Consider the following 14,137-nt stretch of genomic DNA (forward strand, 5'->3'; position numbering starts at 1 on the left):
TACCGACCATCCCCTGCAAAACGCTGGGTGCGGGCTGTGACGTCGCTGGCATCGACCCCATCTGAGGTTGCCGAATCCGAGGCCGCCACGCACCGCAGGAACTCATCCGGGCAGATGCGCACGCTCACCGTCGTGATCGAAGATCGACACGATCTCGGCGGGGCCGTCGACCGCGGTCATGCCATGAGGGGTCATCGTCGAGAATTCCGCGGCCTGACCAGGGGGCACGGCGATCACCCGATCTCCGAGAAAGAGCCTGATCGTTCCGGAGATGACGGTGAACCACTCCCGTCCGGGGTGCACGCCGAGGTTGTCGGGATCCACACGGTGCTCGGGCGTGACCCGCATCTTGGCCACGGTCACCCCACCGGGAGTGCCCTCCCGGGACAACAGCCAGATCGTCATCCCCTCTGATGAGTGCGGTTCCGGCCGGATGACGACGTCCTCGTCCCCCACCGGCTCGACGAGCTGATCAAGTGACGTGCCGAGCGCACGCGCGATGGGCACCAACTGATCCAACGCGACGCGCCGATGACCGGTCTCGATCCGGCTCAAGGTCGACGGACTGAGAAAACACCGAGTGGCCAACGAATCCAGCGTCCACCCCTTGGCGAGCCGCAGACCCCGGATGCGCTGGCGGACCACAGCATCGATTTCTTGCTCCATACGCAAGACTATATGCGTCCTGCGCATGGCCCCGCTACCGTTGTTGTCATGACAGGGCATGACCATGCGGATCGACACGACGAGCATCAAGCAAGCGCACATCAAGCACACTCGCAGCACCAGCACGCCGACCATCACGGTCCACATCAGCACGGTCCACATCAGCACGGCGGCCCGCAACACGGTCTCGAGCAGCCCGACGCCGAGCACATGGCCACCCTGCTGGACCTCGACGCAGCGGTGACCGGCCACTACCTCGATGAGGTATCCGATCGAATCAACACATTGGCTGCAGACCCGCGAACCATCGCTGATCTGGGCTCCGGAACCGGCACCGGGACTCTTGCTCTGGCGCGTCGATTCCCGACGGCCCAGGTGATGGCACTCGACAACGCGACCGACCTTCTCGATCGGGTCTCGACCGCGGCGCGTGATGCCGGATTCGGCGACCGCGTCCGCACCGTGGTCGCCGACCTCGATGCAGCACTTCCCGCAGACCTCACCGACATCGATGTCGTGTGGGCGTCATCGACGATGCACCACTTCGCCGATCCCGAGGCCTTGCTGCGGTCCACCCACCGGGCCCAGCGTGCAGGCGGGGTGCTGGCAGTCATCGAGATCGAGGATCTACCGATGTTCCTGCCGCCGGATTCGCCCGAAAGCGTTGTGGAGCAACGCCTCCACGACACGGTCGAGGCACAGGGCTGGAACTCACATCCGGATTGGTCGTCGACGATCGCGGCAGCGGGCTACGAGGTGGTCGAAACCCTCGACATCGTCACCGATCTGCCTGCACCGCCGAAGGCGGCGGACTACGCCGCCACCTGGTTGACCCGCGTGCGCGACGCGCTGTCCGAGCAGATGTCGCCGGCCGATCGCGCCGTCGTCGACGAGCTGCTGTCCGACGATCATCCGTCTTCCCTGCACACCCGCGACGACCTGATCGTGCGCGCCCGCCGCATCGCCTGGATCGCCCGGCGGCCCTGATTCGCCCACCCGACTCTGGAGGAAAACCTATGCACAACAAGAACTTCGACTCCGATGTCATCGACGTCGCCATTGTCGGTGGTGGTCCCGCCGGCCTGAGCGCGGCCACCACACTCGGCCGCTCCCTGCGGTCGGTGGTGGTTCTCGATGCCGGGCATCCGCGCAACGCCCCCGCCGAGGGCGCGCACAACGTGCTCGGGCAGGAGGGCATCTCGCCGCTCGAACTGCTCGAGAAGGGCCGGGCGGAGGCGCGAGCCTATGGAGTCGATATCCGGCCCGGACACGTCGTCGACGCTTCCCGGGAAGCCAACGGCCACTTCGTGTTGTCTCTCGCCGACGGCACCACGGTCATCGCTCGGCGCATCCTCATCGCCTCCGGGCTCGTCGACGAATTACCTGAGGTGCCAGGCGTACAGGAACTCTGGGGCTCGTCGGTGCTGCATTGCCCGTACTGCCACGGATGGGAGGTACGGGGTCGGCGCATCGGCGTACTCGGCACCGGTCCGATGTCGGTGCATCAGACGCTGATGTTCCGCCAACTCAGCGACGACGTAACCTTCTTCACGCACGCGATGCCACCCCTCGGACCTGATGAGTCCGAACAGTTCTCGGCTCTGAACATCAGAGTCGTCGACGGTCCGGTCGAACGACTCGACATCGCCGACGGCTCGCTGCGGACGGTGGTCCTGACCGACGGCACCGCATACCAGCGCGATGCGCTCGTGGTGGCGCCACGATTCGTCGTACGGTCCGAGCTCTACACCCAGTTGGGCGGCACACTCGCCGACCACCCGATGGGCGGCAGCCATGTCCCGACCGGCCCGATGGGCATGACGGACGTCGCGGGCGTCTGGGCGGCCGGCAACGTCGCGGACCTGTCGGCAACGGTCCCCGTCTCGATGGGCGCCGGGGTCAGTGCCGGCGCGGCGATCAACATGGATCTGATCACCGAGGACACCCGCGCGGCGGTCGAGGCACGGCAGACGAGCATGTCCGGGTAGCCGCGCTACTCGGCGAACCCGTCGAGCACGGCGCGCGACGAGGACAGACCGAGTCGGGTTGCGCCCGCTGCGAGCAGGTCGGCGGCGAACTCCGCTGTCCGGATGCCACCACTGGCCTTCACGCCCACCCGGTCTCCGACGGCGGCGCGCATGAGACGGACGGCCTCCACGCTGGCGCCCCCGGACGGATGGAAACCGGTGGATGTCTTCACCATCGATGCACCACCCTGCACCGCCCGGCGACACACCTCGGTGACCGTGTCCGGCCCGGCGAATTCCAGTAGTGCCGCGGATTCGATGATGACCTTGAGCAGGACGTCACCGATGGCCTCACGGACGGTCAGGACGTCGGCGAACACCTCGTCGAACCGACCGTCGACGGCCGCCCCCACATCGATGACCATGTCGATCTCATCGGCGCCGCTGTCCACGGCCAGCCGCGCCTCGGCTGCCTTGACCAGCGAGTGGTGCTTGCCGGACGGGAACCCGGCAACCACGCAGGTCTTCTGGACACCGGTGTCGATGGGCAGCATCGACGGCGAGAGGCACACCGCGTACACACCGAGCTCCGCCGCCTCGGCAACAGTGGCCTCGGCGGCGGCACGGGTCGCCTCGGGCTTGAGCAACGTGTGGTCGATGAGGGCCGCGACGTCGCGTCGGGTCAGGTCGGTGGTGATCACACAGACGAGCTTGGCACACTGACAGACGTGGCAGCACCAGAGCCGACCTCGGCAGCAACTTCCTCGGCGACGACATCTTCGGCATCGACATCCCCGGCAGCGACCCCATCACCGCCGGCCGACCCCGAACGTCGATACGTGCTCACGCTCGGGTGCCCCGACCGGACGGGCATCGTGGCCCGCATCTCCGGGTTTCTCGCGGAGATCGGTGGCTGGATCACCGAGGCCGGCTACCACTCCGACGAGGAGACCGGGTGGTTCTTCACCCGACAGACGGTTCGTCCGGGTTCCATCGCGATCGACCTGGACGAGATGCGTGCGCGATTCGCCGACGAGGTCGCGGCCGAGATCGGACCCGCCACCGAATGGCGGCTGACCGACACCGGCGCCGAGAAATCGGTGGTGCTGCTGGTGAGCAAGGAAAGCCACTGCCTGGTGGATCTCCTCGGCCGCGCGCATCGCGGTGAGCTACCCGCGACGGTGTCCGCGGTGATCGGCAACCACCGCGACCTGGAAGACCTCGTGACACGCTTCGCTGTGCCGTTCCATCACGTTCCCTTCCCGGCGGATCGGAAGGCCCAGGCGTTCGACGAGGTGGCGCGCATCGTCGACGGCTACTCCCCCGACGCCGTCGTGCTGGCGCGGTTCATGCAGATCCTGCCGCCGCAGGTGTGCGAGGCGTGGGCCGGTCGGGCGATCAACATTCACCACAGCTTCCTGCCGAGTTTCGTCGGCGCCCGCCCATATCACCAGGCGTTCGCGCGCGGAGTGAAACTCATCGGAGCGACCTGCCACTACGTGACCGCCGATCTCGACGCCGGACCGATCATCGAACAGGATGTGATCCGCGTCGACCATGGTGACACGGTCGCCGACATGGTGCGCCAAGGCCGCGACATCGAGACGATGGTGCTCTCTCGCGGGCTGCGCTGGCACCTGGAGGATCGTGTCCTGGTCCACGGGCGAAAGACGGTGGTCTTCACCTAGACCGGAGGCCGACCCCGGGGCTGCTCGACGCGATCGAGATTCTGTCGGCGCGTTTCCGGGTTCTGTCGGCGGGATCTTGGGTTCTGTCGGCGGGATCTTGGTTCTGTCGGCGGGCTACCGGCCCCGGAACGCTCCGGGGTCGGGCCCGCGAACTCAGAAGTCGAAGCCGCCGAAGTCTCCGCCGCCATCGAAGAAGCCACCGCCATCGCCGCCGCCGTCAAAGAAGCCACCGCCGCCGTCGCCACCGTCTCCGCCGAAGTCGCCGCCGTCACCTCCACCATCGCCGGCATCGCCGCCGCCGTCCCCGCCATCGAGGGCACCGGCGTCGGAGCCGTCGCCGGCACCACTTTCGAAGGCATTCGCGTCATAGCCGACCCCGGACATGCCGGAGAAGAGCGCCGAGAACAGGAACATCGACCCGATACCCCACGCTCCGGCCACCAGGGCAGGCTTCCACCAGGGCTCGGAGTACCAGCCGGCCGGCACCGGCCGGCCCGCGACACGGCCACCCGGGTAGTAGTTCGGGGTCCGCGATGACGGGCCGGGCGACGCCTCGACCTGACGGCCCTCGAATTCGACAGTGCGGTCCTCGGTGACCGCGCCCGCGCTCTTCTGGCCGTCGAGTTCCGGGATCATCGGTCCGGGATCGAGATTCATCGCGGTACGCGCAGCCCGGATGTAGTAAAGGCCTTCGATGGCGGTCTGCTTGGCCAGCCGTGCCTGAGCTGGGGACGCGGCCTGCTCGATCTGCGACCCGGCGGCCGTGTACCGCTCACCGGCGTCGGCAAGCGCCTGCTTCGAGGCGGGGCCGTCGCCGACCAGCATGAACACCTGGCCGCCCAGACGCTCGATCGCCTGCCGGGCGTCGGCCTTGGCGTCGTCGAGTTCCCGCACGGCATTCGCGCCCGATCGTTGCTGTGACACCACCACGATGCCGACGACGACCAGTACCACGAGAGCGATCAGGATCAGTGCGCTCATCTTCTCCTCCGTTGACCTAACACCTCACCTGACATCTCGCGCAGCTCCGAGGGGTGACCCATCTCGAACAAGAGCTTTTCGCCAGACCGGCAAATCGGACATCCACCAGCGTACCGACGATCGTTGGACGCGGGAGTCACCGCAGGTCCGGGGCCGACAGTGCCGATCCCGGCCGCCTCACGCGGCCGAACAGGAGTCCGATCCGCCCGTCACCTGACCATCGAGCCGCACGTTCTGGCCGTCCACCGCGAAGTCCACGCCCTGGTCGGTGACCGTGAGATTCTTGACGGTGACCTCGTCGAAGAACTTGCCGAACATCGAATCGGAGACACTGTCGACAACCTGCTGCGCGAAGTCCGACGGGATGCCGAAGATGAACGCGTTGGCCTTCACCACATCGAAGTGGACCCGCCCGTCCTGCAGTACCGGACGGATCGTCGTCGACACGGGGATCGGGAGGAAGGCCAGGTGGACCGCCGAGTCGACCTCGATCGTGCCGTCGGCGGCGTTCCCGGTGATCGACTCGATGCTGGCGTTGCTCATCAGACCCGCGGCACCCGAGGCGCTGTTGCCGGCCGCCGGCGAATCCGCACCCGTGGTGGCCGACTTGCTCATCGCGACGACGCGGTCGAAGGGCACGTAGCCGGTGCCGACGAGGGAGCGGATGGTGGAACTGTCGCCGTCACCCTTGATGTCCTCCGCCCGCGCATGCAGGCGCATCTCGCCGGGTTTGTCGGCGGTGTCGATCTGGACGAACGGGATGTCGTTGCCGAGGCCCTGCAGCAGCATCGGTTTGCGGCTCAACGACACGGTCGTCTCGGTGCCGGTGAGGTCGGAGAAGGCGCTCTGCATGCAGTCGGTGGCCTTGTTGCGCAGGTAGAGTTCGCTGCCGACCGCCGCGATGACCAGCAGCAACACCACCGCGGCGGAGACGCCGGCGATGATCTTTCCGGTGTTGCGCCGCGCGGGCGATGATGAGACGACGCCCGGTTGGGCGCCCGTGGGGATCGGCTCGAAACCGTCGGACGGCGGGAATCCGCCGGTATGTCCCGGCTCGAATTGTGCCGTCTCGGTCCGCGGGACCTGGGAGTAGGCACGCGGGGACTCGTCGGTGGGGGCGGGGTCGAACTTCGCCGTGTGCTCACCGGAGGTGTCAGGCTGCTGTTCGCTGCCGCCGCCGGGTTTGTCGGTGTGCTCGTTGTCGGTCATGTCGTGAGGTCCTCAGTTGGTGATCGGTGCCGAGACCTGTGGAATTGGCCGCTGGTTGTCCAGTACGGCCAGGGCTTTGCGTGCCTTGGTCACGACGTTCACATCGACATCGTGAACCCCGACCTGTACGCCGTCGTCGTATGCGGCGACCACGCTACCCACGGGATCTGTGAGTTGGCTGTGACCTGTTCCAGTGGGTGCCGACGACTCCCGTACCGACGGATCGGTGGGCAGCGCCTGCCCGACGGCCGCGACGAAGCAGGTCGAATCGAGCGCCCGCGCAGTGGCCAGCACCTCCCACTGGTGCACCTTGCCCGGCCCGGCGCCCCAGGACGCTGGCACCACGATGAGCTCGGCTCCGCGCCTGGCGAGTTCGGTGAACAGAGCCGGGAACCGGATGTCATAACAGGTCGCCACGCCGACGGTGACGTCGCCGACGGTGAAGGTGACCGGCTCGTCGCCGGGTGCGACGGTCCGCGACTCGCTGAATCCGAACGCGTCGTAGAGGTGAATCTTGTCGTAAGACGTCCTCGTTCCGTCCGGCGCGGCGATGACCAGGGTGTTTCGGACGCGGTCCCCGTCGGGGGTGAACATCCCGGCGACGACGGTGAGGCCATGGCGCGAGGCGATGGCCGACACCCCTGATGCCCATGGGCCGTCCAACGGTTCGGCGACGGGACCGAGCGGGACACCGAACCGGCACATGGTGGCCTCGGGGAACACCACCAGCTCAGCACCACCGGCAGCCGCCTCTGCCGCGGCCGAGTCGACCAGTTCGAGGTTGGCGGCCGGGTCGGTACCCGACGTGATCTGCGCCATCGCGATTCGCATGGCACCCAGGGTAATGACCGCGAAGGTGCTGACAACCATACGAACGACTGAATGACGGCCGATCGGTCGACGGCTGTTCGGTCGACGGCTGGGCATCCGACCGCTCGGACTCTGCCGCGCGGACCTGCTACCGCGGTGCGACCTCCGACCACGGCACGGTGAGCACGTTGTCGACGCTGCGGCCTCGCGGCATCGCGACGTCGACTCCCTGCTCACGCAGCAGTGTCAGCGCCCGCCGCCAGCGGATGCGGGGTCCGAACGACGCGTGGGTCGCGGCGACGTCCCAGCAGCGGTCGGCCTGGCCCAGCAGTCGATGAACCCGTTCACCGGGCACGTTGCGGTGAATGAGGGCCTTGGGGAGGCGTTCGGCGAGGTCGGACGGCCGTTCGGTGTGCTCGGGTGACCAGCTCAATGTCAGTGTCCGGGGCGCGGCGGCGTCCAGCACGATCCAACAGCAGCGGCGGCCGATCTCGTCGCAGGTGCCCTCGACGATCAGTCCGCCCGGTGCGAGTCCGCGTTGCATCTGCGACCAGGCGTCGCCGACCTCGGTCTCGTCGTACTGGCGCAACACATTGAAGGCCCGCACCAGGTTCGCGGTCAGCCCGGCCAACTCGAAGCCGCCCAGGGCGAACCGGACGCCATCGCGGGGGTCGACGAGACGCTCGGGGTCGATCTCGAGGCCCACCATCTCCAGATCGGGTGCCACCGCGCGCAAGCGTCGAGCCATCTCGACGGCGGTGTCCGGGCGCGCACCGTAGCCGAGATCGATGACGAGCGGGCGCGGCGAGGTGGTCAGCGCGGCCATGACCACCGGGCTGTGCGCCATCCACCGATCCACCCGGCGCAGCCGGTTGATGTTCGTGGTGCCCCGGGTGATCCGGCCCGAGGGGCGAGAGCGCACCACCCTGGTACTGCGGCTACAGGTTCTTCTTGACCCAGTCGGCCGCGTACTCCGCCTCGGCGCGGAAGAGGTCGACGAGGTTGACGAGCATCAACTGCTCGAGCTTACCGTTGACGAACGGGATGAACACCTTGACCTCGGTGGTCTTGCGGATCGTGCAGCCGGTCTCGGTGGGGAAGAGTTCCTGCCAGCCCTGCAGGCTGCCCGGACCGGCCGGGATCGACGCGTTGTAGTTGCCCTTGGTGTTGTCGGGATCGTACGGACCGAACGATTCCTCCCGCGTGATGACCATGTCCTTCATCAGGACCGTCTGGGCCAACGCGGGAAGCTGGTCGCGCCCGATCGTCTGCTTGAGCACGACGCGCAAGCCGGTTTCGTCGGAGACGAAATTCTCGACCTCGCAGTGTGGCGAGATCATCTGGAATCCCGCCATCATGTCGTCCCAGTACTGTCGGGTGCTCTGCGCCTTGTAGAGCGTTTCTGCGGGATGGGTGAAGCGCGCCGAGTAGCTGAGCCGTCGTGCCATGTCGAACAGGCTACGTGAGCACACGTCGGCGACCCAAGTCGCCACCAGGCGAGATGCCCCGCGCAAGGGCTAGCGGTGTGATGCCTCCCACGTCACGGTCTGCTCGTGTTCGGCGTCGAGGAGTTCGATGAGTTGGTCGATGATGGCCTTCTCGATCTTGCCGCCGACGAAGGGCACGCTGACGTCGACGTCGGCGGTGTAGCGCGTCGTGGCCGGGTCGCCGCTGGTCACGAGCCGTCCGTTGACCTTCGCCGGAGCGCCGGCCACCGTCGCGGTGATCTCACCGGTGATCTGGTCCCCGGCGAGGCGGAACGTGCTGCGACGCGGGATCTGCGCGTCGCCGTTGAGGACCTTGGAGACCACGGACGGCAGCTTCTCGGCGGGCACGCCCTGCTGCATGGCCACCGTGATCGTGTCACCCGACGCTTCGAACGATTCGAGTTTGCCGTGGCTCGAGTTGATCGCCTCGAGCAGGTCACGCCAGTACTGTTCGGTCGACAGCACCTCCCAGAGCCGCGATACCGAGAAGGGATAGGACACGTCGTGCTCCATCTTGCTGGCCATGAGGGGGAGATTACCCGAGCCGCTGACAGCGGCTACGGTTACTCGGGTGACCGACTCAGCGTCGAACCCCAGCGCTCCGCCGGCCCCGGACACCCGGCTGTCGTCGTTGACCACGCTGCGTCTCGGCGGGCCCGCGCGTGCGATCATCCGCTGCCCGCGTACCCGTGACCTGGTCGACGAGATCTCCGCACTGGACGAGTCCGGGGAACGCACCCTGTTGATCGGCGGCGGTTCCAATCTGGTGATCGCCGACGAGGGCTTCGACGGCACCGCCGTCGTCATCGAGAGCTCCCGCATCGACTTCGGCACCGGTCGCGAATCGGGCCGCGCGCACGTGACCGCGGACGCCGGCGTCAACTGGGATGAACTCGTCGCAACCACTCTCGATGCGGGATTCGGTGGGCTGGAATGCCTTTCGGGCATCCCCGGCGCTGCCGGCGCGACGCCGGTGCAGAACGTCGGTGCGTACGGGGTGGAGGTCGCCGACCTGCTCCGCAGCGTCCATGTCCTTGATCGACGTTCCGGCGACCTGCGCTGGGTGTCACCGAACGAACTCGGCCTCGGGTACCGGACCAGCAATCTCAAGCACCGCGACGACCACGTGGTGGTCGCGGTTTCCTTCTGGCTCAACGACAACCGCGCCAGTCAGCCGATCCGATACCGCGAACTGTCGACGGCACTCGACGTCGAGGCCGGCGAGCGGGCCGACGGGTCAGCGGTGCGCGAGCAGGTACTCGCCCTGCGGCGGAGCAAAGGAATGGTCCTCGACCCCGCCGACCACGACACCTGGAGCGCGGGTTCATTCTTCACCAATCCGATACTGGCACCCGAGGATGCGGCACATACGCTGGATCGAATCCGCGATCGCGTCGGGAGTGGGATCACCATCCCCACCTACCCGGCCGGCGAGGGGCTCAAGCTCTCGGCCGGATGGCTGATCGAACGCGCGGGGTACGCGCGCGGCTACCCCGGGCCGGACTCGCCGGTGCGATTGTCGACCAAACACACTCTCGCACTGACGAATCGGGGTGACGCCACCACCGATGAACTCCTCGATCTCGCGCGCGACGTCCGGGACGGCGTCCGTCAGGCGTTCGGCGTGAGCCTGCACCCCGAACCGGTCCTGGTGAACTGCGAGCTCTGACCGCGCCTCGCAAACTCTCCCGATCCCTGAGGAGCGAAGCGTCACCACCCCGATCCCTGAGGAGCGAAGCGTCACGAAGGGCGGCCCTTCGTGATGGCCCTCCGCTGGCGCTCCGGGCCTCCTCAGGGACCGGGTGGCGACGCTCCCCGCACGCTCGACCTACTCAGGGACCGGGTGGCGACGCTCCCCGCACGCTCGACCTACTCAGGGACCGGGTGGCGACGCTCCCCGCACGCTCGACCTACTCACGGACCGGGTGGCGACGCATCCCCGCAGGCGTGGAGGCTCCTCTGCCCTAGCCGACCGGACTGGAGGTCCGCGCTGTCTCGGCCAGCACGGCGTCGAGCATCTCGTTGTAGGCGACGTCGGCCTCGATACTCGACATGTGGCCGATGCCCTCCAAGACGACGAGGTCACGCAGAGCATCGTTACGGCGCAACACGTCGGCCATCTGCTCAGCGTGCACGCGCGGGGTGAGCCGATCATGTGTGCCGACGACTACGGTCGTGGGCACTCGTAGTGCGTCCAGACCGGCGGTCACGTCGAGCTTGCCCATCGCCGATCCCCACCCGGCACGCGATCGGGGCGGGCAGGCCATGATCATCGCGTCCACGAAGTCGACGTGCGCTTTGCGCGCGCCTGGTCCCAGCGCGATGTAATGCGAGAGCACGGAACCCTGGCCGGTTCGCGGGAGCGGTACCGGCGCCGACGTGAACAGCTTGCCGACCGCCGCCTCGAACGGCTTCGTATAGCGAGGCAGATCGACCGGGATCAGCAGGTGGTTCTGCATGACCGCCTTGGCCGCGGTGGAGGTGAGGACGACGCCGGAGACCAACGACGCCACCTTTTCCGGATACTGCGCGGCCCACGACATGATCGTCATGCCGCCCATGCTGTGACCGACGAGAACTACGCGGCGACCGTCGGACACGACGCGCGACAGCACCGCGTCGAGGTCCTGGCCCAGCATCGCGATCGTGGGCCGAGTCCGGCCGAGTTGACTCAGACCGTGTCCCCGCTGGTCGTAGGCCACCACCTCGCGGGTGTCGGCGAGGTGATTGATCTGCGGATACCAGTACGCGATGTTGCAGGTCCAGCCGTGCACCATCACGACGACGTCGCCTTCGGAATCCGAGGCGTCCGTGGGTCCGTACCGTTCGACGTTGAGCCGCGCGCCGCCAACCGACTCGACGGCGATGCGTTCAGGCTCGACGCCGGGCACCGACAGCAGGTCGTCGGGACCGTCGTCGACGGCGCGCTCGGCCCGGAACGCGTCGCGGAGCAGACCGGCGAAGATGGTGCCGATCCCGGCCGCGGCCACCCCTGCGCCCGCGGCGAACGCGGACAGCGCGATTGTTCGTTTCTTCATCTCGTCCCCCTCGTGGCCGATCTCAGTCGGAGCGATCTGTCCCGCTCGGTGCCGGGTCGGCGATGTCATCGATGTCTGGGTGGTCAACGTCGGCGGTGCGGTCGAGGTTGCCGGCATCGGACTCGGTGTTGCCGACGTCACCGTCCGCGGTGGACGCGTCGAAGTAGGTGCTGGCCTCGCCGATCGCCACCGAGATCTGCTGGTCGAGCGCTCTGCGGAAGGTGGTCTCGACGATCTCGTGGGCCATCGGCCGAACCGTCTGGATGAGCTCGGCCATCTTGCTCACCTGCTCCTCGCCGAGGTCCGGTAGGTTCTCGTCGAAGTACTTGTCGGTGATGATCGAGACGAAGCTCTTCGCCACGTCCTCGAGGTCGTCCTGGACCCGCACCCACCGATCGAGCAGGACGTCGATGTCGATGCCGGCTTTCACCAGGGTCTCCGCGCCCTCGAGCAGCTCGGGGTTGCGGATCGCGTAGTGCGCACCGTCCTTGGCGAGCAGCCCGAGCTTCTGGCTCAGCGCGATCGACCGGTCGGTGGCGTTCAGGGTCTTGCGCAGTTCGGTGATGGTGATCGTGGCAGCTCGTTTGAAGTTGCGGAACCGACCGCCCTTGGGCGCGCCGCGCAGCACATGCTCGACACGCATCCCGTGATGGGCGGCCTGCAGCAGCTCGCTGATGGTGGCAAAGGTGTACCCACGCTCGAGCATGCGGGATATCAGATTCAGGCGAACGAGGTGCTCATCGGAGTACCAGCCGGTCCGCCCGCGGATCGTCGGCGGCGGCAACAGTCCGCGGTCTTGATAGACGCGGATGTTCCGCACGCTGACCCCTGACGCCTGCGCCAGGTCGTTGATCCGGTACTCGGCCACGCCGCCAGTCTATTCAGTCAGCCACCGTCAGCCCTAAGCGACCGGCCGACCACATGGCGTCAGGCTTTCTTGCTGAACCACCTTTTGCCCTGGATGTCATCGACGCGAGGACGCACGTCGACGATGTAGACGAGCATCGCCACCACACCGATGATGCCGAGGAAGCCGACTGCGCCGAACAACCAGATGAACAGCGTTGCGGCTGCCAGGATCGACACCCAGATGACCTTGCTCTGTCGGTCGACGGCCGGGAACGCATCCTTGCGCTGCAACGCAGCGTGGATCAGGGCAATCGCCGACGCGATACCGGCCACCAACGTGAGCAGCAGCAGGATCAGGTTCTGCCCGTAGGCCATCACACTCATCAGGTCCACGACACCAGCTTAGACATGTCGACGGACTGCGCGATTCGGGCGAACGCCTCAGACCGTCTGCACAGCGATCAGGCCTGTCGCGGCGCGGCCTTCTTGGCAGTCGTCTTCTTGGCGGTTGTCTTCTTCGCGGTTGTCTTCTTGGCCGGCGCTTTCGCGGCGGTTGCCTTGGCAGCCGCCTTCTTGGCAGCCGTCTTCGTGGCCGACGCTCCGGCAGTCTTCGTGGCGGCAGTCTTCGTGGCGGCAGTCTTCGTGGCGGCAGTCTTCGTGGCGGCGGTCTTCTTGGCGGCGGTCTTCTTGGCGGCTGCCTTCTTCGCCGGCGCCTTGACCGACTCCGCCTTCTTCACCGCAGCTTTCTTGGCCGGCACATTCGCAGCAGCGGCCTTCTCACCAGCAGCCTTTTTCGCAGCGGCCTTCTTGGCCGGAGCCTTGACCGACTCCGCCTTCTTGGCCGCGGCCTTCGTCGCCGGCGCCTTCTTCGCGGCAGCCTTCTTCGCGGCAGTCTTCTTCGCCGGAGCCTTCGGCTTGTCGAGCACCACTTCGTCGGCCTTCCCCGGCGCCAGACCGGCCAATGATGCGGCCCGCTCGCCGACCGCACGGGTCTGCCCGGAGATGGTGCCGAGAGCATCCTCGGTGAGCCCCACGGCGTCGTTGTAGACCTTCTCCAGCTTGGGCAGGTTCTCCTCGACGAGTGGTTGCGTCTTGAGCTTCTCGACCACTTCTTCGCCGCGTTCGGGCAGCGCCGTGAGCAGGCCTGCGGCCACCGCCAGGTATGCCTCGGCCACCTTACGGAGTTCCTCCGGGCTGAATCGCGCGATCAGATCGTCGATCTCGGTCGGCATCTCGACCGGCAACGACGACAGTTTCGTCCGCGCATCCTCGAACAATGAGAGTGCCGAATCCCGGGTCACATCCACTCGATTCTGCGCGATGGCCTGGGCATCGCCGAGACGCTTCTGCGCCTCCTCCCCGGCCGCCTCACTCCGTTCGCGGAGGTCGGTGAGCAGTGCGGTCACCTGCTCGATGACCGTGTTCAGTGGGTTCTCCGGCAT

General features: G+C 67.1%; 16 protein-coding genes. 4 read left to right on the top strand and 12 right to left on the bottom strand.

Going from position 1 to position 14,137, the window contains the following annotated elements:
* Positions 1–102: 102 nt before the first annotated feature.
* On the bottom strand, positions 103–666 hold the full coding sequence (locus AC4AMJ_RS20460; protein WP_489899311.1) for a helix-turn-helix domain-containing protein: 564 nt from the start codon (positions 664–666) through the stop codon (positions 103–105).
* Between the two features lie 48 nt (positions 667–714).
* Here AC4AMJ_RS20460 and AC4AMJ_RS20465 point away from each other — a divergent pair, with 48 nt between their 5' ends.
* Together AC4AMJ_RS20465 and AC4AMJ_RS20470 are read left to right on the top strand one after the other, a co-directional pair.
* Positions 715–1,653 (top strand): class I SAM-dependent methyltransferase, encoded by a 939-nt coding sequence (locus AC4AMJ_RS20465; protein WP_489914347.1) that lies wholly within the window; start codon positions 715–717, stop codon positions 1,651–1,653.
* Between the two features lie 29 nt (positions 1,654–1,682).
* Positions 1,683–2,654, top strand: coding sequence for an NAD(P)/FAD-dependent oxidoreductase (locus AC4AMJ_RS20470; RefSeq protein WP_489914349.1), 972 nt, complete (start codon positions 1,683–1,685; stop codon positions 2,652–2,654).
* A gap of 5 nt (positions 2,655–2,659) precedes the next feature.
* Here AC4AMJ_RS20470 and deoC read toward each other — a convergent pair whose 3' ends face one another.
* Entirely contained in the window at positions 2,660–3,334 is a 675-nt protein-coding gene (gene deoC / locus AC4AMJ_RS20475) for a deoxyribose-phosphate aldolase (RefSeq protein WP_489899308.1), read from the bottom strand.
* A 138-nt stretch (positions 3,335–3,472) separates the two neighbouring features.
* Here deoC and purU point away from each other — a divergent pair, with 138 nt between their 5' ends.
* Entirely contained in the window at positions 3,473–4,321 is an 849-nt protein-coding gene (gene purU, locus AC4AMJ_RS20480) for a formyltetrahydrofolate deformylase (RefSeq protein ID WP_489914351.1), read from the top strand.
* Between the two features lie 153 nt (positions 4,322–4,474).
* Here purU and AC4AMJ_RS20485 read toward each other — a convergent pair whose 3' ends face one another.
* The 6 genes from AC4AMJ_RS20485 to AC4AMJ_RS20510 all read right to left on the bottom strand — a co-directional run bounded on the left by AC4AMJ_RS20485 (position 4,475) and on the right by AC4AMJ_RS20510 (position 9,333).
* Entirely contained in the window at positions 4,475–5,302 is an 828-nt protein-coding gene (locus AC4AMJ_RS20485; RefSeq protein ID WP_489899307.1) for a DUF1542 domain-containing protein, read from the bottom strand.
* A gap of 177 nt (positions 5,303–5,479) precedes the next feature.
* On the bottom strand, positions 5,480–6,511 hold the full coding sequence (locus tag AC4AMJ_RS20490) for an LmeA family phospholipid-binding protein (protein ID WP_489899306.1): 1,032 nt from the start codon (positions 6,509–6,511) through the stop codon (positions 5,480–5,482).
* 12 nt (positions 6,512–6,523) lie between these two features.
* Positions 6,524–7,342: a carbon-nitrogen hydrolase family protein gene (locus AC4AMJ_RS20495; protein WP_489914353.1), complete on the bottom strand. Its 819-nt coding sequence runs from the start codon at positions 7,340–7,342 to the stop codon at positions 6,524–6,526.
* A gap of 127 nt (positions 7,343–7,469) precedes the next feature.
* A complete protein-coding gene (locus tag AC4AMJ_RS20500; protein ID WP_489918476.1) occupies positions 7,470–8,219 on the bottom strand; it encodes a polysaccharide deacetylase family protein in 750 nt (249 codons plus the stop codon).
* A gap of 40 nt (positions 8,220–8,259) precedes the next feature.
* On the bottom strand, positions 8,260–8,769 hold the full coding sequence (locus AC4AMJ_RS20505) for a DUF2505 domain-containing protein (RefSeq protein ID WP_489899304.1): 510 nt from the start codon (positions 8,767–8,769) through the stop codon (positions 8,260–8,262).
* Positions 8,770–8,838: 69 nt separating this feature from the next.
* Complete coding sequence (locus AC4AMJ_RS20510) at positions 8,839–9,333, bottom strand: DUF2505 domain-containing protein (protein ID WP_489899303.1); 495 nt, start codon at positions 9,331–9,333, stop codon at positions 8,839–8,841.
* 46 nt (positions 9,334–9,379) lie between these two features.
* Here AC4AMJ_RS20510 and AC4AMJ_RS20515 point away from each other — a divergent pair, with 46 nt between their 5' ends.
* On the top strand, positions 9,380–10,477 hold the full coding sequence (locus AC4AMJ_RS20515; RefSeq protein WP_489914355.1) for a UDP-N-acetylmuramate dehydrogenase: 1,098 nt from the start codon (positions 9,380–9,382) through the stop codon (positions 10,475–10,477).
* A gap of 295 nt (positions 10,478–10,772) precedes the next feature.
* On the opposite strand, the gene AC4AMJ_RS20520 is transcribed toward AC4AMJ_RS20515, so the two are convergent.
* The 4 genes from AC4AMJ_RS20520 to AC4AMJ_RS20535 form a co-directional block, all read right to left on the bottom strand.
* Entirely contained in the window at positions 10,773–11,846 is a 1,074-nt protein-coding gene (locus AC4AMJ_RS20520) for an alpha/beta fold hydrolase (RefSeq protein ID WP_489899301.1), read from the bottom strand.
* Between the two features lie 22 nt (positions 11,847–11,868).
* Positions 11,869–12,714: a MerR family transcriptional regulator gene (locus tag AC4AMJ_RS20525; RefSeq protein WP_489899300.1), complete on the bottom strand. Its 846-nt coding sequence runs from the start codon at positions 12,712–12,714 to the stop codon at positions 11,869–11,871.
* Between the two features lie 59 nt (positions 12,715–12,773).
* Positions 12,774–13,079, bottom strand: a complete 306-nt coding sequence (locus tag AC4AMJ_RS20530; RefSeq protein ID WP_489900746.1) for a DUF2516 family protein — start codon at positions 13,077–13,079, stop codon at positions 12,774–12,776.
* A 77-nt stretch (positions 13,080–13,156) separates the two neighbouring features.
* On the bottom strand, positions 13,157–14,137 hold the full coding sequence (locus AC4AMJ_RS20535; RefSeq protein WP_489914357.1) for a heparin-binding hemagglutinin: 981 nt from the start codon (positions 14,135–14,137) through the stop codon (positions 13,157–13,159).

The organism is Gordonia sp. LMA484, assembly GCF_058129505.1.

Coding starts and splice junctions, on each gene's coding strand:
- AC4AMJ_RS20460 (WP_489899311.1), bottom strand. CDS start 666: ATGGAGCAAGAAATCGATGCTGTGGTCCGCCAGCGCATCCGGGGTCTG.
- AC4AMJ_RS20465 (WP_489914347.1), top strand. CDS start 715: ATGACAGGGCATGACCATGCGGATCGACACGACGAGCATCAAGCAAGC.
- AC4AMJ_RS20470 (WP_489914349.1), top strand. CDS start 1,683: ATGCACAACAAGAACTTCGACTCCGATGTCATCGACGTCGCCATTGTC.
- AC4AMJ_RS20485 (WP_489899307.1), bottom strand. CDS start 5,302: ATGAGCGCACTGATCCTGATCGCTCTCGTGGTACTGGTCGTCGTCGGC.
- AC4AMJ_RS20490 (WP_489899306.1), bottom strand. CDS start 6,511: ATGACCGACAACGAGCACACCGACAAACCCGGCGGCGGCAGCGAACAG.
- AC4AMJ_RS20495 (WP_489914353.1), bottom strand. CDS start 7,342: ATGCGAATCGCGATGGCGCAGATCACGTCGGGTACCGACCCGGCCGCC.
- AC4AMJ_RS20505 (WP_489899304.1), bottom strand. CDS start 8,769: ATGGCACGACGGCTCAGCTACTCGGCGCGCTTCACCCATCCCGCAGAA.
- AC4AMJ_RS20510 (WP_489899303.1), bottom strand. CDS start 9,333: ATGGCCAGCAAGATGGAGCACGACGTGTCCTATCCCTTCTCGGTATCG.
- AC4AMJ_RS20520 (WP_489899301.1), bottom strand. CDS start 11,846: ATGAAGAAACGAACAATCGCGCTGTCCGCGTTCGCCGCGGGCGCAGGG.
- AC4AMJ_RS20530 (WP_489900746.1), bottom strand. CDS start 13,079: ATGAGTGTGATGGCCTACGGGCAGAACCTGATCCTGCTGCTGCTCACG.
- AC4AMJ_RS20535 (WP_489914357.1), bottom strand. CDS start 14,137: ATGCCGGAGAACCCACTGAACACGGTCATCGAGCAGGTGACCGCACTG.